16 protein-coding genes are annotated in these 16,745 nt (G+C 66.1%); 4 read left to right on the top strand and 12 right to left on the bottom strand.

Annotated features, from left to right (window positions below; genetic code table 11):
* Nucleotides 1-201: 201 nt before the first annotated feature.
* The 5 genes from NU688_RS32160 to hppD form a co-directional block, all read right to left on the bottom strand.
* On the bottom strand, nucleotides 202-1,134 hold the full coding sequence (locus NU688_RS32160) for an MBL fold metallo-hydrolase (RefSeq protein WP_257864973.1): 933 nt from the start codon (nucleotides 1,132-1,134) through the stop codon (nucleotides 202-204).
* Entirely contained in the window at nucleotides 1,135-2,826 is a 1,692-nt protein-coding gene (locus NU688_RS32155) for an AMP-binding protein (RefSeq protein WP_257864972.1), read from the bottom strand. It lies immediately after the preceding gene.
* Between the two features lie 111 nt (nucleotides 2,827-2,937).
* On the bottom strand, nucleotides 2,938-3,813 hold the full coding sequence (gene phhA, locus NU688_RS32150; protein WP_257864970.1) for a phenylalanine 4-monooxygenase: 876 nt from the start codon (nucleotides 3,811-3,813) through the stop codon (nucleotides 2,938-2,940).
* A gap of 18 nt (nucleotides 3,814-3,831) precedes the next feature.
* The gene (locus tag NU688_RS32145; protein ID WP_257864967.1) at nucleotides 3,832-4,641 is read right to left on the bottom strand and encodes a transporter substrate-binding domain-containing protein; all 810 of its coding nucleotides are present in this window, start codon (nucleotides 4,639-4,641) and stop codon (nucleotides 3,832-3,834) included.
* Between the two features lie 36 nt (nucleotides 4,642-4,677).
* Entirely contained in the window at nucleotides 4,678-5,805 is a 1,128-nt protein-coding gene (hppD, locus tag NU688_RS32140) for a 4-hydroxyphenylpyruvate dioxygenase (protein ID WP_257864966.1), read from the bottom strand.
* A 149-nt stretch (nucleotides 5,806-5,954) separates the two neighbouring features.
* Here hppD and NU688_RS32135 point away from each other — a divergent pair, with 149 nt between their 5' ends.
* From NU688_RS32135 to lnt, 4 genes are all read left to right on the top strand, one after another.
* The gene (locus NU688_RS32135) at nucleotides 5,955-6,428 is read left to right on the top strand and encodes an Lrp/AsnC family transcriptional regulator (RefSeq protein WP_257864965.1); all 474 of its coding nucleotides are present in this window, start codon (nucleotides 5,955-5,957) and stop codon (nucleotides 6,426-6,428) included.
* A gap of 109 nt (nucleotides 6,429-6,537) precedes the next feature.
* Nucleotides 6,538-7,266, top strand: a complete 729-nt coding sequence (locus tag NU688_RS32130; protein ID WP_257864963.1) for a GNAT family N-acetyltransferase — start codon at nucleotides 6,538-6,540, stop codon at nucleotides 7,264-7,266.
* 102 nt (nucleotides 7,267-7,368) lie between these two features.
* Complete coding sequence (locus NU688_RS32125) at nucleotides 7,369-8,247, top strand: HlyC/CorC family transporter (protein WP_042581004.1); 879 nt, start codon at nucleotides 7,369-7,371, stop codon at nucleotides 8,245-8,247.
* Entirely contained in the window at nucleotides 8,247-9,818 is a 1,572-nt protein-coding gene (gene lnt / locus NU688_RS32120) for an apolipoprotein N-acyltransferase (RefSeq protein ID WP_257864960.1), read from the top strand. Before NU688_RS32125 ends, lnt begins: the two co-directional genes overlap by 1 nt.
* 7 nt (nucleotides 9,819-9,825) lie before the next feature.
* Here lnt and NU688_RS32115 read toward each other — a convergent pair whose 3' ends face one another.
* Genes NU688_RS32115 through NU688_RS32085 form a run of 7 tightly spaced genes read right to left on the bottom strand, consistent with a single transcriptional unit; the run spans nucleotide 9,826 to nucleotide 16,641 of the window.
* Entirely contained in the window at nucleotides 9,826-11,190 is a 1,365-nt protein-coding gene (locus NU688_RS32115) for an FAD-binding oxidoreductase (RefSeq protein ID WP_257864959.1), read from the bottom strand.
* A 23-nt stretch (nucleotides 11,191-11,213) separates the two neighbouring features.
* Entirely contained in the window at nucleotides 11,214-12,017 is an 804-nt protein-coding gene (locus NU688_RS32110; RefSeq protein WP_257864957.1) for an ABC transporter permease, read from the bottom strand.
* Nucleotides 12,014-12,844, bottom strand: coding sequence for an ABC transporter ATP-binding protein (locus NU688_RS32105; protein ID WP_257864956.1), 831 nt, complete (start codon nucleotides 12,842-12,844; stop codon nucleotides 12,014-12,016). Before NU688_RS32105 ends, NU688_RS32110 begins: the two co-directional genes overlap by 4 nt.
* Nucleotides 12,845-12,857: 13 nt before the next feature.
* Nucleotides 12,858-13,844 carry an ABC transporter substrate-binding protein gene (locus NU688_RS32100; RefSeq protein WP_257864954.1) on the bottom strand — a complete coding sequence of 329 codons (987 nt, stop codon included), beginning with the start codon at nucleotides 13,842-13,844 and terminating at the stop codon, nucleotides 12,858-12,860.
* A 58-nt stretch (nucleotides 13,845-13,902) separates the two neighbouring features.
* Nucleotides 13,903-14,766 (bottom strand): creatininase family protein, encoded by an 864-nt coding sequence (locus tag NU688_RS32095; RefSeq protein ID WP_257864952.1) that lies wholly within the window; start codon nucleotides 14,764-14,766, stop codon nucleotides 13,903-13,905.
* 19 nt (nucleotides 14,767-14,785) lie between these two features.
* The gene (locus NU688_RS32090) at nucleotides 14,786-16,057 is read right to left on the bottom strand and encodes an amidohydrolase family protein (protein WP_257864951.1); all 1,272 of its coding nucleotides are present in this window, start codon (nucleotides 16,055-16,057) and stop codon (nucleotides 14,786-14,788) included.
* A complete protein-coding gene (locus NU688_RS32085) occupies nucleotides 16,054-16,641 on the bottom strand; it encodes an NAD(P)H-dependent oxidoreductase (protein WP_257864950.1) in 588 nt (195 codons plus the stop codon). Before NU688_RS32085 ends, NU688_RS32090 begins: the two co-directional genes overlap by 4 nt.
* Nucleotides 16,642-16,745: the final 104 nt, after the last annotated feature.

Below are 16,745 nucleotides of genomic sequence, written 5' to 3'. Positions count from 1 at the left end.
CCGAACAGGACAGTGAAACGACTCAGCGCCGATGATAGTGCGGGTTCCCGTGTGAAAGTAGGTCATCGTCAGGCTCTTACAGCCCAGAAAACCCCAGTCAGAATCCTGACTGGGGTTTTTTGCTTTGAGGATTCGGAATTTGAAAAACAAAAAACGCGCCAATCCTAGATGACGTGCTTTTCTATTCCGAAGCGACCGGATTCAGGTATTGCGAATACCCAGAGCATCCCTCTCGGCAGCACCTGCGCCAATCAATTCGACCAAGATATCCTCGGTCAATTGATTCAGCTCTTCATCTGCAAAGAAACGAAGACGAATAGTCTCCAGGTACGGCGTGCCTCGCAGCCACGCCGACCAGTCCTCGACGGCGATGTGCTGCACTTCCAGCAGCTTGAACTTCATCAACACCTTGATGGCATGCCGGGCGTGTTTCACCGGATCGCGCTGCAACCCAGCGAGACGGCGGCGTGCGGTAGCCAACGCGCTGCCGACGTCATTGAACACACGGCCGTGTCCAGGAATCACCTGCAGCGGTGCCAATTTCTCGATGCAATCCAGCGTCGCTGCGATCTCGCCGAAAGACGGCTCCCCGGACAGCTCGGGAAATGCGATCCCAAAACCGTTCTCCCACAGCGCATCCGCGGAGATCAGCGTCCGCGATGCCGGATCGAACAGGATGATCGAATGGGGATCATGGCCAGGCGCACTGTGGACTTCCCACATGCTGTCGCCAAGCAGGCACTCTGTTCCGGGCTGCAGTAACCCGGTGAACCGAAAACGAGGACAAGTCTGCCCAGTCGCAAGAAAACTCAAGCCGCGCTCGTCCCACCGCTCCACCAACGCCGCTTCCCCTGGGGGAATATCCGTTCGAAGTGCCGGATAACGCTGCTGCAACGCGGCGTTCCCACCGCAATGGTCACTGTGCAAATGCGTATTCAGCACGCGATCCAGCGGCCGGGAACCCACCGCCGACTCGACCAACGCCAGCGTCTGCTCGGCATGCGTCGCATAGCCGGTATCGACCAGCGCGGTCTCGTCCGTCCCGACAAACAGGATGTTGTTCGACGACAGCCACCCCCGCTCGAACACAACGACATTCGCCGGCAAGCCGGCGCCCGCCGCGGCGTTGCTCATTCAGGCGCCCGCACTGGTGCGAAGTTCGCGCCGCAGAATCTTCCCCACATTGGTTTTCGGCAGGGAATCGCGAAACTCGATGTGCTTCGGCCGCTTGTACCCAGTGAGCTGCCCGTTGCAGTACTGCAGCACTGCGTCTTCGGTCAGGTTCGGGTCCCTGCGTACCACGAAGACCTTGATCGCCTCGCCCTGCTTCTCGTCGGGCACCCCGATCGCCGCGCATTCGACGACACCCGGGCACAGCGAAATCACGTTCTCCAGCTCGTTCGGGAACACGTTGAAGCCGCTCACCAGGATCATGTCCTTCTTGCGATCAACGATGCGGCTGTAGCCATCGTCCTGCATCACGGCGATATCGCCCGTCCGCATGAAGCCATCTGCGGTGAACGCGGCCGCGGTCTCGGCGGGCTGGTTGTAGTAGCCCGTCATCACGTTGGGGCCCTTGATGCAGAGTTCGCCCGATTGCCCCACAGGCACCGAGTTGCCCTCGTCATCCTTGATCGCGATCTCGATGCTCGGCAGCGGCAGCCCGATGGTGCCGGTGAACTTGGTGTTCGACACCGGATTGTTGGTGCCGATCGCGCAGGTCTCGCTCATGCCCCAGCCTTCGATCATCGGACAGCCCGTCGCCTCGAACCACTTGCGCGCCGTGCCTTCCGACGCGGCCATGCCCCCGGCCTGCGAGACGAAGAGCGTCGAGAAGTCGATCGTCTTGAACTGCGGATGCATCAGGAGCGCATTGAACAGCGTGTTCACCGCCGGCAGCATGTGGAACGGCCGCTTCTTCAGCACCGCGATGAATTTGTCGAAGTCGCGCGGGTTCGGAATCAGCGTCATGTGCGAGCCCTGCCGGATCACCAGCAGGCACAGCGTCAGCGCGAAGATGTGATACAGCGGCAGCGCCGCGATGCTGTTGACCTTCGCGAGGTCACCGGCGCGAGACAGCGCCGGCGTAAACCAGGCCTCGGCCTGCAAGGTTGCCGCGACGATGTTTCGATGCGTCAGCACCGCGCCCTTCGACAGGCCGGTCGTGCCGCCGGTGTACTGCAGGAAGGCGATCGAATCGAGCGTGCTCTGGTCGGCCGCGAGCGTGCGGCCACGTCCTTCGGAGATCGCCTGCGTGAACGGCGTGACCGTGCGCCCGTCGCTCAACGGCAGCTTGTACGGCGGGACCATCTTCGCCAGGTGACGCACGGCGAGCGTGATCCACGCGCCGTACAGGCCACCGAGCAGATCGCCCATCGAGGTCATCACCACATGCTTGACCGGCGTGCGTTCAATCACCTGCTCGAGCGTCGATGCGAAGTTCTCGAGAATGACGATCGCCGTCGCGCCCGAGTCCTTGAGCTGATGCTCCAGCTCGCGCGCGGTGTAGAGCGGATTCACGTTCACGCAGGTATAGCCCGCGCGCAGGATGCCGCACATCGTGACCGCGAACTGCGGAATGTTGGGCAGCATGATCGCCACGCGCGCACCCGGCTCGAGCCCCTTCGACTGGAGCCATGCGCCCAGCGCCTTCGACAGCACATCGAGCTCGCCGTAAGTCATCCAGCGCTCCATGCAGACCGAGAACGGCCGGTCCTTGTAGCGACCGAACGCCTCCTCGAACATGTGGGGCAGGGACCGGTATTGCTCGGGATTGATTTCCTCGGGCACACCGGCCGGATAGTTTTGTCGCGCGGATGTCTGCATGCAAGCTCCTTTGGCGCGGATTGTGGGAGCGAGGTGCTCCCAGCCACCAGCGGGCTTGTCCTAGGGTGCCTCTGCGCGGTGTCGCGCAGGCGATAGCGCGGACAGCGCGGATCAGGCCTTGCCGGTCTCGCCCGGCAGCAGCACGCCGGCTTCGATGTCGGCCTTGATCTTCAGCGCTTCGTAGATCGGCGTGAAGTCGGGCGCCGTGAGATCGAAGAGCTGCGCGAAGCTCTCGATCACGAAGTAGTTGCTCTGGTAAGTGTCGATCTTGTAGCGCGTGCGCATGGCGCGCAGCAGATCGAGCGGCAGCCGGCGCGGCTCGTCGCTGAGCACGGCGTGCTGGAGTTCGCCCACCGAGCTCAGGATGCCGGCACCGTAGGCGCGCAGGCCCTCGGGCTGGCGAATCAGGCCGAACTCCACCGTGTACCAGTACAGCCGCGAGAGCTTCTCGCCCGCGCCCAGTTCGTGCGCCTTGATGCCACCAGCGCCATAGCGCTGCACGTAGTCGGCGAAGGTCGGGTCGAACAGCATCGGCACGTGGCCGAAGAGATCGTGGAACACATCGGGCTCGACGATGTAGTTGAACTCCTCGGGCTTGCGGATCCAGTCGGTCACCGGAAACTTGCGGTTCGCAAGCAGCGTGAAGAACGGCAGTTCGGGAATCAGCCCGGGCACCGCCACGATTTCCCAGCCCGTGGCCTTGAGCAGCCGCTCGTTGATTTCCTCGAAGCGCGGGATGCGGTCCTTCACGCCCAGCGACGGCAGCGCGTTGATGAACGCATCGCACGCCAGGCCGGGCAGCTGCGCGGCCTGCCGCTCGTAGAGCCGCTTGTAGGTGTCGTGGTCGGCCGCCGTGTAGCTGGCCCAGTCCTGCGGGCAGGTGTAGTCGGCATGCACCGTGCCGCCGCGCGAGTAGTCGCCGCGCGGCGGGCGATCGGATGCGCCATAGACGGCGGGAGTGACAACGGCGGCGGCAGGGGTGTCCATGGGGATTTGTTTCTCTGGTTATTTGAGCCAGCGGTCCATCACGCGCTGGAAGTCGCCGCCGGCCTGCTGCAGGTGCAGCCACTGGTCGACGTACGACTTGAAGGCCACGTCGTCGCGCGGCAGCATCCAGGCCATTTCGCCGTACTGCAGCGGCTTGTCGGGGTTCACCGCACACAGGCCCGGCTTGAGCTTCTGCTGCGTGATGGCCTCGGCGGCTTCAGTGACGAACACGTCGGCGCGGTTGGCGAGGATCTCGTCGAAGATCGTCACGTTCTCGCCGTGCAACGTGAGCTTCGCCTGCTTGAAATTGGTACGGGCGAAGCGCTCGTTGCTGCCGCCCGGGTTGAAGATCACGCGCGTCGAAGGCTGGTCGATGGCGGCCACGCTCTGGTACTTGGCCATGTCGGCGCAGCGCGCGATCGGTGTCTTGCCGTTGACCATGTAGGGCGTGCTGAAGAAGGCGCGCTTCTGGCGATCGGTGGTGACCGACACGCCGCCCACCGCGATGTCGCACTTGCCCGCGGCGAGATCAGGCAGCAGGTTGGCCCAGGTGGTCTTGACCCACTCGGGCTTCGCGCCAAGGCTCGCGCTGAAGCCCGTCATCAGGTCGACGTCGATGCCTTCGAACGAGGCATCGGTCTTCTGGAAGCTGAAGGGCTTGTAGTCGCCAGGGGTGCAGATGCGCAGCACCGCGGCTTTCTGCACCGCGTCCAGGTGCGAGGCGGCCACCGGCGCCGTTGCCGCCGGCGCCATCGCGCAACCCGAAAGAACGGCGGCAGCCGCCGCGATGAAAGTCAAAGCTATCGACGAAGACGTGCTGCTGCGCATGCGGGCTCCTGGCAATAAAGGCGGTTGGAAGGGCCTTTATTTTGCGGCGGTCAGCACGCCGCGGCGCATCTGGTCGAGTTCGATGCTCTCGAACAGCGCCTTGAAATTGCCGTTGCCGAAACCGTCGTCGCCCTTGCGCTGGATGAACTCGAAGAAGATCGGGCCCAGTTGGTTCTCGCTGAAGATCTGCAGCAGCAGGGCGTCCTTCTTGCCGTCGATCAGGATCTTGCGCTTCTTCAGTTCGGCCACGCTTTCGCCATGCTCGGGAATGCGCTTGTCGACCAGTTCGTAGTACGTGTCGATGGTGTCGAGCAGCACGACGCCCTTGGCGCGCATCGCATCGACGGTCTCGTACAGGTCGTCAGAGCCCATCGCGATGTGCTGGATGCCTTCGCCCTTGTACATGTCCAGGTACTCCTGGATCTGGCCGGCCTGCTCCTTGCCCTCTTCGTTGATCGGGATGCGGATCTTGCCGCAGGGGCTGGTCATGGCCTTGCTCTTCACGCCGGTGACCTGGCCTTCGATGTCGAAGTACTTGATCTCGCGGAAGTTGAAGAGCTTCTCGTAGAAGCCGGCCCACACGTTCATGCGGCCGCGGTACACGTTGTGCGTCAGGTGGTCGACGTAGGTGAGGCCATTGCCCACCGGCGACAGCGCCTGCTGCGGCGACACGCCCGGCAGCGCCTCGAAGTCGACGTCGTAGAAGCCGATATTGCCGATGTCGCCCGGCTGCGCGCCGTTCTTGCCCGGCCAGCGGTCCACCAGGTAGATCAGGCTGTCGCCCACGCCCTTGATGGCGGGGATGTTCAGCTCGCCCGGGCCGGCCTTGTCGGCAAAACCCCAGGCGCCCAGTGCAGTGGCGCGCTCGTAGGCCTGCTTGGCGTCCTGCACGCGGAAGGCGATGGCGCAGACGCTCGGGCCGTGCTCGCGCGCAAAGCGCTGCGCGAACGAATCGGGCTCGGCATTCAGGATGAAATTGATCGTGCCCTGGCGGTACAGCAGCACGTTCTTGTGGCGGTGCCTGGCCACGGCCGTGAAGCCCATGCGCTCGAACACCTTGCCCATGGCGACCGGATCGGGTGCCGCGTATTCGATGAATTCGAAGCCGTCGGTGCCCATGGGGTTGTCCCAGGGCGTGAAGGCGGGTGCGTCGGCTTGGCTCATGTGCGGTCTCCAGAAGGTGGGGGATCGGATTGGTAAGGGGCAGGCGAAAAAACGCCAGTGCTGCAATGTAGGTTGGATGCCGCTCAGGTTTTCTGCGTTGTCGGGCGCCGTTGGTGGCAAATGCGCAGTAAAACTGCAAAAATAGCCGCATGGAAGCACTCGACAAGATTGATAGGCTCATTCTGCGCACGCTGCAAGCAGACGGGCGCGCCACTTACGACCAGCTTGCGGAGCAGGTCAGCCTGTCGCCCAGCGCCGTGCTGCGGCGGGTCAAGCGCCTGGAAGAGAACGGGGTGATCGACCGCTACGTCGCGCTCGTGCGCCCCGAGGTGATCGGCCTGGGCCTCACCGCCTACCTCAACGTGCGCCTCGAGAAGCACACCGAGAGCCACAAGCGCAACCCGATGGACCTGTTCCGTGCCAGCGTGCAGACCTGGCCCGAGGTGGTCGAATGCGCCGCCCTCACGGGCGACATGGACTACCTGCTGCGCGTCGTGGTGGCCGACATGGCGCACTACAGCCGCTTCATCATGGACACCCTGCTCAAGCACCCCAGCGTGGAAGACTGCAAGACCAGCTTCGTGCTGGACCGTGTCAAAGCCACAACAGCTGTGCCCGTTTGACCACAAAGTGGTTGCTCGGGCGCCACGCGTTCTGGTAATGGGTCACGAATGTGTCTTGGAAGTGTCCTCGCGGGCTTGTTGATTAAGGGAAAACCCTTACATTTGAGCCATGCTTACCGCCAAGACCCTCCTCAAAGCGTCTCTAGGCCTCGGCTCTTTCCTGAAAGCGCCGATGGTTGAGACCCAGCCACGCGCTGTCTCTTCGCCCCAGCCCGTCATGGTGCCGATCCGCTCGATCGGCCCCCGCGAGCGGGAGCGCATTGCGCAGCACCTGCTGGCGCTGACCCCCCACGACCGGTACCTGCGCTTCGGCTATGCCGCGGCCGACGAGCAGGTCCAGCGCTATGTCGACAGCCTCGACTTCGAGCGCGACGAGATGTTCGGCATCTACAACCGCCGCCTCGAGCTGATCGCGATGTCGCACCTAGCCTTCGCGCCCGGCGACGAGCACAGCGACTGCGCCGAATTCGGCGTCTCGGTCTCTGCGCATGCCCGCGGCCGTGGCTACGGCGCGCGCCTCTTCGAGCGCGCGGTGGTCGTGGCCCGCAACGAAGGCGTGGGCATGCTCTTCATCCATGCGCTGAGCGAAAACGCCGCCATGCTCAAGATCGCACGTAACGCCGGCGCCACCGTGGTGCGCAGCGGTGCGGAGGCCGAAGCGCATCTGCAACTGCCGGAAGCCACCTTTGACAGCCGCATGAGCGAGATCGCGCTGGAGCACTACGCCGCGGTCGACTTCGCCCTCAAGAGCCGCGCCAAGCAGTTCTGGGCTTTTCTCGCGAGCCTGCAGGAAGTGCGCAGCGGCATGCGTGACGCTCGCAGTAAATCTGCTCCCTGATATCCGTCCGGAAGGCCGTGAAACGGCCTATGCCGGGCGCACGGTAGAGCGTGTCACACGCAATCCGTTATCCTTGCCCCTCCTCAACTCCGCCCTCCCGCAGTGGCCGAACCTCACCCTGAACGCGCACCCGTAGAACGGGAAGACAAGCGCGGCTTCCTCCAGAAGCTTGCCGAATTCATCCACCCCGGTCCCGACTCGCGCGACGAGCTGATCGAAACCCTGGCAGACGCCGAGGACAACGAGGTGATCGGCGCCGAGTCGCGCGTGATGCTCGAAGGCGTGCTGCGCATGGCCGACATGACGGCCGGCGACGTGATGGTCGCGGCACCACGCATGGACGCCATCAACATCGATGCGCCCTTCGACGCGCTCCTGCACCTCATCATCGACACCGCGCACTCGCGCTTTCCGGTGTACGAGGGCGAAAAAGAAAACATCATCGGCATCCTGCTCGCGAAGGACCTGCTCAAGCTGCAGCGCGCGCCGGGCCTGAACATCCGCGCCTTGCTGCGCCCGGCCACCTTCGTGCCCGAGAGCAAGGGGCTGAACGACCTCTTGCGCGAGTTCCGCGGCAACCGCAACCACCTGGCCATCGTGATCGACGAGTTCGGCCGCGTGGCCGGCCTCATCACCATCGAGGATGTGCTCGAGCAGATCGTGGGCGAGATCGAGGACGAGTTCGACATCGCCGAGGACGAGGGCGACATCTTCGGCCTGGCCGACCACACCTACCGAGTCTCGGGCGACACCCCCATCGAACGCGTGGCCGAGGCCTTCGGCATCGTGTTCGACGAAGAGCAACTGAGCGAAGACTTCGACACCATCGGCGGCCTCATCGCCCACGAGATGGGCCACGTGCCCAAGCGCGGCGAGCACCATGCGATGGGCGGCTTCGACTTCGTGGTGCTGCACACCAAGGGCGGCGCGGTGCGCTGGTTCAAGGTGTCGCCGGCCCGCGGCGGCGACGCGGCCGACTGATGCCGCTGCCCGCAGCAGCGACGGCGCGTACCTCTCGCGCCACCTCCACCCTTGTCCGGTTTCGACTGCCCGGCCTCGCGCTGGCCGGACTGGCGCAGGCTCTGTCCATCGCATGGCCTGGCGACGGCAGGGCGCTGTGGTGGCTCCAACTCCTCTCGATGGGCGCGCTGGTCTGGCTGCTCGACAGCCTGCGCGCCGAGGGCGCCGGCTGGCGCCGCGCCGGCCTTCACGCCTGGCTCTTCTCGACCACCTGGCTCACCGGCAGCTTCTGGTGGCTCTTCATCTCGATGCACACCTACGGCGGGTTGCCGGCGCCGCTGGCAGCCATCGCCGTGCTGGCGCTCGCCGCCGCGCTGGGGCTGTACTACGCCGTGGCGGCCGCATGGTTCGTGGTCCGCGGCCCGAAAGGGCGCGTGACTGGCGCGCTGGTCTTCGCCGCGCTCTGGACGCTCGCCGAACTCGTGCGCGGCAGCTGGTTCACCGGTTTCCCGTGGGGCGCGGGCGGCTATGCGCATGTGGAAGGTCCCCTCGCCGCGTGGGCGCCGTGGATCGGCGTCTACGGCATCGGCGCCGTTGCGGCGCTCGCAACGGCGCTCCTCGTGCTGGGGACGCTGGCTCGCAAGGCCGACGTCGTCGGGGGACTCGTGCTCGTCGCGCTCGTGTTCGGATTTCCGCACGTCGCACCGTCACTGCGCGGCGCCAGCACCGGCAGCCTCCAGGTCGCCCTGCTGCAAGGCAACATCCCTCAAGACGAAAAATTCATCCCCGGCGGCGGCATCGACACCGCCCTGCGCTGGTACGGCGAACAGCTGCGCGATGCCAAGGCCTCGCTCGTCGTCACCCCCGAAACCGCCGTGCCCCTGCTGCCGCAGCAGTTGCCGGCCGGCTACCTCGAAGCGATCCAGGTGCGCTACAGCAGCGGCACGCAGGCCGCCATCGTCGGCCTGCCGCTGGGTGGGCGTGCCGGCTACAGCAACGCGGTGCTCGGCTTCCAGCCCGGTGCCGCGCAGCCCTACCAGTACAGCAAGCACCACCTCGTGCCCTTCGGCGAATTCATTCCGCCGGGCTTTCGCTGGTTCATCCAGATGATGAGCATCCCGCTCGGCGACTTCCAGCGCGGCGGCCTCGCGCAGGCGCCGTTCGTCTGGCAGGGCCAGCGCATCGCGCCGAACATCTGCTACGAAGACTTGTTCGGCGACGAGATCGGTGCGAACTTCCGCGACGAGGCGACCGCGCCGACCATCCTGCTCAACGTGAGCAACATCGCGTGGTTCGGCGACTCGGTGGCCATCGACGAGCACCTTTCCATTTCCCGCATGCGCTCGCTCGAATTCGCACGGCCGATGGTGCGCGCCACGAACACGGGCGCCACCGTCGTCATCGACGCCGAAGGCCGCGTGACGCACCAGTTGCCGCGCCTCACGCGCGGCGTGCTCGAAGCGCCGGTCGAGGGTCGCACCGGGCTCACGCCCTACGCGCGCTGGGTGGCGCCGTTCGGGCTGCGGCCGCTGTGGATCGCGATGCTCGCGATCGTCGGCATCGCGTTCGGGCTGAGCCTGCGCAAGCGCTGAACCTGCGTCAGCCCGCGGCCGGCACCGGCCAGTCGCGCAGCTTGCCGGGGTTCAGCAAACCCATCGGATCGAAGCGCTTCTTCACCGCGATCACCTCGGGCGGCAGCGGCCCGCCGGCCTTGCCGTCTTCCACGATGTTCACGTGCGGGTTGTTGATGTGCACGTTGTGCGTGCGGTGGATGTCGATGATCTCCGCGAGCCGCTCCTCGGTGCTGAAGCGCACCAGCTGAAGCCCGCTGCAGGTCATGAGCCCCGCCACGTTGCGGATGAACTCGACGTGCATCATCACCTCGCCGCCCAGCAGCTTTTCCATCTCGATGATCTGCTCGACGTGCTTGCCGGGAATGAATCCGCTCTGCAGATAGGTCAGCGTGGGGTCGATCTTCAGTGCATGCAGCGTCGTGTGGTTCCAGGTGAACTCCATCAGCGTGCGGTTGCTCTTTTGCACCTCGGCGGCCGTCTTGCGGTAGCCCACGGTGCCGCCGTGCGCCTCGACCAGTTGCATCAGCGCCGGCTCGCACGATTCAGCGACAAGCGACAGCACCGTGTGACAGCCCTTGGGCAGGTGCGCCGCGAGCTGCGCCAGGTGATCGGAGATGGGCGCCGCGAAGAAGGCGATCTCCCGCTTCACGATCCCCGGTCCGTTCGCGAGCTTGTCGGCGAAGTGCAGTGCGTTCTCGAAGGCGTCGAAAGTCACCAGCGTCTCCAGCCACGGATGCGCGGGTGCCAGCGCAATCTCCAGCTCCAGCACGAGCCCGTTCGTGCCCCACAGGTGATGCATGCGCATCGCCTCGGCACCGCGCAGCTCGACCACCCGCGGCTCTGCCTCGATGGTCATCGCGCGAATGCCGAGCACATTGCCGAGCGCGCCGAGCGGCCCGTAGTTGATCGAGCCCACGCCACCGAAGCCGCCGCCGAACAGGCCGCCCAGCGTCGCGCTGCGGTAGGTCGACGGCACGCAGCGCATCTCCTGACCCGAAGGCTTGGTCTGCTTCTCCAGCTCGCCGAGCCGGATGCCGGCCTGTGCGCGCGCCACGCCGGGTTGCACCCAGAGGCAGGCGTTGTAGCCCGTCATGTCGAGCACCACGCCACCCGCGAGTGGCGTGGTCTGCCCGTAGTTGCCGGTGCCGCTGCCGCGGATGACGATCGGCACGCCGCGCCGCGCGCACGCACCCACGACGGCGCGGATCTCGTCCTCGCTGCGCGGCCGCACGACCACATCGGCGCGCTTGTCTTTCAGCTGGCGGTTCAGCACGGGGCTGAACCACGAGAAGTCTTGCGAGAGCCGCGTGACGCGCCCTTCGTCGGTGATCCAGTCGAGGTCGGGCAGTTCGAGCAGCAGTTGCTCGATGGAGGAAGCGGGAGCGTTCATGGTCGTCGTCGATGTCAGAAATTTCAGTCTTGGGAAAGTTCGCTCGCATGCCACGAGCCCAGCGCCACCTTGGTGAGCCAGGCCATCAGCACGAAGAGCGCCACGCCGGTCAGCGAGATCAGCAACAGCGCCGCGAACATGCGCGGGATGTTCAGCTGGAAGCCCGCCTGCAGGATCTGGTACGCCAGCCCCGCACCCGAGCCGCCGGTGCCCGCGACGAACTCCGCCACCACCGCGCCGATCAGCGCGAGGCCGCTGGAGATGCGCAGGCCCCCGAAGAAATACGGCAGCGCACTCGGAATGCGCAGCCGCACCAGCTGCTGCCAGCGCGTCGCGCGGTTCAGCTTGAAGTAGCTCTGCAGGTCGGGGTCGATGCTGCGCAGGCCCAGCGTGGTGTTGCTGATGATCGGAAACAGCGCCACCAGCGCCGCGCAGACCGTCATCGCCGCCACCGGGTTCTTCACCCAGATGATGATGAGCGGCGCGACCGCGACGATGGGCGTCACCTGCAGCAGCACCGCGTACGGGAAGAGAGCGGTCTCGATGCGCTTGCTCTGCACGAAGAGGAAAGAGATCAGCACGCCCGCCACTGTCGCCAGCGCGAACGACAGCACGGTGATCTTGAGCGTGACCAGCAGCGCGTTGCCGAGCGGCGCCCAGTCGGTCACCAGCGTCTGCATCATGAGATAGGGCGAAGGCACGAGGTAGGGCGGCAGCTCCATCGCGACCACCATCCACTGCCACAGCGCCACCAGCACCGCGCCGATCAGCACCGGGTACAGCACGCGCTGCACGCGCGGTTGGTTCAAGAGAGGCGTGCGCTTCATCGCGCGTGCTCCTCGTCGCCCTGGCTCGCGCGCAGCAGGCTGTCCTGCAACCGCTTTGCGTGCTTGGCGAATTCCGGCGTCACCATGAAATCGGCACTGCGCGGATACGGCTCGTCGATCTGGAACTGCTCCACCACGCGGCCCGGCCGCGCCGCCATCATCACCACGCGGCTCGACAGGAACACCGCCTCATGGATCGAGTGCGTCACGAAGATCACCGTGAGCTTTTTCTTGCGCCAGAGCTCGAGCAGGTCGGCATCGAGCTTGTGGCGCGTGATCTCGTCGAGCGCACCGAAGGGTTCGTCCATCAGCAGCAGGTCGGGCTGCGTGACCAGCCCGCGCGCGATCGACACGCGCATCTGCATGCCGCCTGAGAGCGCACGCGGCAGCGCACCGGCGAACTTATCGAGCCCCACGAGCGCGAGCGATTCCATCACCCGCGCATCGGCCTCCTTGCGCGGCACGCCGGCCAGGTCCAGCGGCAGCCGCACATTGGTCTGCACGCTGGCCCATGGCATCAGCGTGGGCGACTGGAACACGAAAGACAGCTTGTGCGGACAGTCGTGCAACTGCGCCACCGGCTTGCGCCACACCAGCAGCCGCCCGTCGCTTGGCTCCAGCATGCCCGCCACCATCTTCAGCAGCGTGCTCTTACCGCAGCCCGAGGGCCCGAGCAGCGTGACGAACTCGCCTTCGGCGATCGACAGGTCCACCGGCAGCAGCGCCTGCGTACCGTTGGGATAGGTCTTCTCGGCCGAGAGCACTTCCACCGCGGGCACGGCGTGCGCCGCCGGTGGCGCGAGGGTGTGGGGTTCGATGCGATTCATGGAGACGCGAAATTCAGGGCAAGACCTTGGCGTCCTTCACGAACTCGGTCGTGTAGGTCTTCGCAAGTTCGACCTTCGCGGGGTCCAGCAGCTTGGCCGTCACGAGAAAGTCGTAGCTCGCCTTGGCGCGAGCATCGGTGATCACGCCGATGCCCAGCTTGGCCGCATCGCCGCCGGTGACCATGCCCATCTCCTTGAGCTTGGCCACGCTGTAGGCCAGCTGGTCGTCGGTCATGTTGGGGTTGTCTTTCTTGATCAGCGCGTTGGCGGGCGCCGGGTCGGCGAGGTAGCTCTTCCAGCCCTCGGCCGAGGCCTTCACGAACGCGGCGACCTGCTTGCTGCGGTCCTTCACCGTCTTCTCCATGCACGACACGGTGGTCGCATACGCAGGGAAGCCGTGGTCGCTGAACATCAGCACCGTGCTCTTCACGCCGGCCTTTTGAATGGCGTAGGGCTCGGAGGTCAGGTAGCCCTGTTGCGCGGTGTTCTTGTCCGCCACGAAGGGCTGGATGTTGAAGGTGTAGGGCCGCGTCTGTTCGTCGGTGAGGCCGAACTTGGCCTTCAGCCACGGCCAGTAGCCGCGGTTGGCCTGCGCGCCGATCAGCAGCGTCTTGCCCTTCAGGTCTTCGAACTTCTTCACGTCGTCGTGCGCGATCAGCACCTGCGGGTCCTTCTGGAAGAAGGCCGCGACGTTGACCACCGGCACGCCGCCTTCGCGCACCTGCATCATCTGGATGTCGCTCGAACCCATGATGCAGTCGGCCTGGCCGGCCGCCATCATCTGCGTGATGTTGACCTGCGGGCCGCCCATCTTGATGGTCACGTCCAGCCCGTACTTCTTGTAGATGCCCTGCGCCACCGCCTGGTAGAAGCCGCCGTGCTCGGCCTGCGCGTACCAGTTGGTCATGTAGGTGAACTTGTCCTGGGCCTGTGCGGGCGCCGCGGCCGTGAGGAGGGAAAGCGCGGCGGCGCCGGCCAGGGAAAGAGCGAAGGAACGCATGGTGGGGACCTCTCGAAGGCTGGATGAAAAAGAAGAAAGCCGATGCAAAACGCGCGCCTCAGGCCGCAACGAACGACTGCTGGATGAAGCCCTGCTGGTGGCCGCGCTCCCAGGTCTGTTCTTCGCGCACCACCCAGCGCAGCGCATGCAGCTCGGTCAGCGCCTGCACCCAGCTGTCGGACAGCGTCTCCAGGATCTCGATGCCCTGTTCGCGCGTGGCGCTGGTCGGGTCGCCGATCACGCCGCTCGGGCCGAAGTCGCGCGCGGTCCATGCGCAGGCCGGGCGGCCGTCGGCCGAGAGCAGCTTGATCGGGAAGGGCGGCGGGAAGTTGGCCGCTGCGCGCTCCATGTGCACCGTGTCGGGCGCGAGCGCGAGCATCAGCGCAGTCTCGGAATGGCCGGCGTGCATCGACAAGCGCTTCTCTTGCTCGCTGATCTGCTTGCTCGACGCGTTCGGCAGGCGCGACACGCCGTGCGGCACCACCACGAAATCGCCATGCCGCAGCCGCAGTTCGCGCGCCGCCATCTCCAGCACCTGCGGCTGGCCGCCGTGGCCGTTGGCGAACAGGAGCTTGCGAAAACCCGCGCGGTAGACCGACTCGCCGATCTCCGTCACGGTCGAGAGCAAGGTGGTGCCGGTCAGCGTCATCGTGCCGGGGAAGTGCAGGTGCTCTTCCGACTTGCCGTAGGTGATGGTGGGCAGCGCGAAGGCGCGCACCTCGGCGGGCAGCTTCTCCAGTGCCTTGCCCATCACGCCCGAGGCGATCACGCTGTCGACCGAGCACGGCAGGTGCGGGCCGTGCTGCTCGATGGCGCCGCAGGGCAGCACGATGACGGTGTTCTCGCGGTCGGGCAGCGCGGCGATTTCAGTCCAGCTCAGGTAGGGCAGGAAGCGGTGGGGCGGGATGTAGCCGTGGAGCATGGGAGTCCTTGCTTGTTCTTTATTTAGGGAAGAAAGGCGATGCATCGCCGTGCGTCACGCGGCCGTCGCGCAGCACCACGCGGGTGGCGGTGCGCGAGGGCCAGCCGTGGCGGTCGGCCTGCGTGAAGAGCACCAGGTCGGCTTTCGCGCCGACCAGCGTGGGCGCCGTCGTGGCGGGCGCGCGCAGCAGCCAGTCGCTGCGGCACAGCGCCTGCGACCAGTTGTCGAAGGGTTCGTCCAGCTGCGCGACCAGCGCGGCCGTGCCCAGCGCCTCGACGGGGTCGAAGCTGCCGAGCCGGCAGAACGGGTCCTGCACGTTGTCGCTCGCGAACAGGAGCGGAATGCCGCGCTCGCGCGCTTCCTTCACGAGCGTGATGCCGCGCAGCCGCGGTGTGCGGCCCGTCACCGCGTCCTGCAGCAGCAGGTTGGTGGCGGGCAGCGAGACCACGGTGATCGGCGCGCGCGCCACCGCATCGAGTGTGGCGAGGGCCTGCGCCTCGGGCTGCACCGAGAGCGCGCAGATGTGGCCGCAGACCACGCGGCCTTCGAAGCCGATTTCGCGCAGCAGGCGCGCGGTGGTCTGAAGGCCGACCGCCGCGGCGTTGAGTTCCTCGTCGACGTGCAGGTCGATGTCCAGGTCGCAGGCTTGCGCCGCCACCAGCAGGTTGCGCAGCGCGTTCTCGCTCCAGTTGGTCGAATGCACGAAGCCGCCGAGCAGCGCATGCGGCCCCGTGGCCTTCACCTGCTTTGCAAGCCGCAGCGCCTGCGCCGCGTCTTCGAAGAGCGGCAGCTTGATCAGGCTCACCTGTTCGAGCCGCACCCGGCCCGCCCATTCCTCTGCGAACTCGGCCAACACCGGCCAGGCCAGCGGCACCGCATCGGGCTCCCACCAGTCGACGTGCGTGCGCACATGCGTGGTGCCGCATTCCCAGGCCCACTGCAGGCCGCGCGCGGCGCGTTCGCGCACGTCGGCGGGGCTCCAGTGCACGCGGTCGGCCAGCATCGCGTCGATGGCGCCGAGCAGGCCCGGCTGCACATCTTTCATGCGCGGCAGCGTGAAGGCCTTGTCGAGGTGCGTGTGCGCGTCGACGAAGCCGGGGAGCACGAGGGTGCCCGCCAGGTCCCAGCCTGCGGGTGAGGGGGCGGCGCTATCGGCGGGGCGCACCGACTGCACGCGCCCGGCGTCGAGCGCGATGCGCGCCAGCACCGGCACGCCGTCGCGCTGCGGCCAGTCGGTCGGCAGCAGCCAGTGCGGCAGCCGCGCGTTGTCCAGCAGCACGGGCGCGTTCATGCGAAGCGCGCCATCGCCTGGCCCACGCGCGCCATGAAGCGCTTGAGCTGGGGCTCGGTCGCCACGTTCATGTGGTAGTGGGCGTGGTAGTCCACGCGGGCGCGCTGCCCGGTGAGCCGCTTCATGTAGCGCGTGACGATCTTGCGCGGCGGATCGCCCATGTACCAGGCCATCCAGCGCGGCCGGCCGTAGGTGACCACGGCGCTGATGCGCGTGATGTGCGTGAGCATCGGCTTCACGTTCGCCGGGTCGCTGATGTCGAAGGCCACGCCCGGCATGAAGAGCCGGTCGAAGTAGCCCTTGAGCATCGCCGGCAGCCCGAAGCACCAGGTCGGAAAGCAGAACACGATGCCCTCGGCCCACTGCAGCCGCTCGACATAGGGCCTGAGCGGCAACTGGTTGCCGGGCACGTCGTGGTAGCCGAGCCGTTCCTCGCGCGAGAGCACCGGGTTGAAGCCCTCGGCGTACAGGTCGCAGTCGTCCACCTCGTGCCCGGCGGCGCGCAGGTTCTTCAGCACTTCCTGGTGCAGGGCCGCATGGAAGCTGGTTTCGACCGGGTGGCAGTAGACGACGAGCACGCGCATGGTGTGTTTGACCGCTTAATCAGAGCAAGTGGTCAGGTTATGCAAGCGACGTGCCAGTGCGGATGCACCGGAAGGGGGATGCCGGCCGGATCGGCCGGGCCTTC

Origin of the sequence: Variovorax sp. ZS18.2.2 (assembly GCF_024701975.1) — a bacterium.
GTDB lineage: Bacteria > Pseudomonadota > Gammaproteobacteria > Burkholderiales > Burkholderiaceae_C > Variovorax.
The sequence above is the reverse complement of the archived record's forward strand: the minus strand, read 5'-3'. Positions and strand labels throughout refer to the sequence as shown.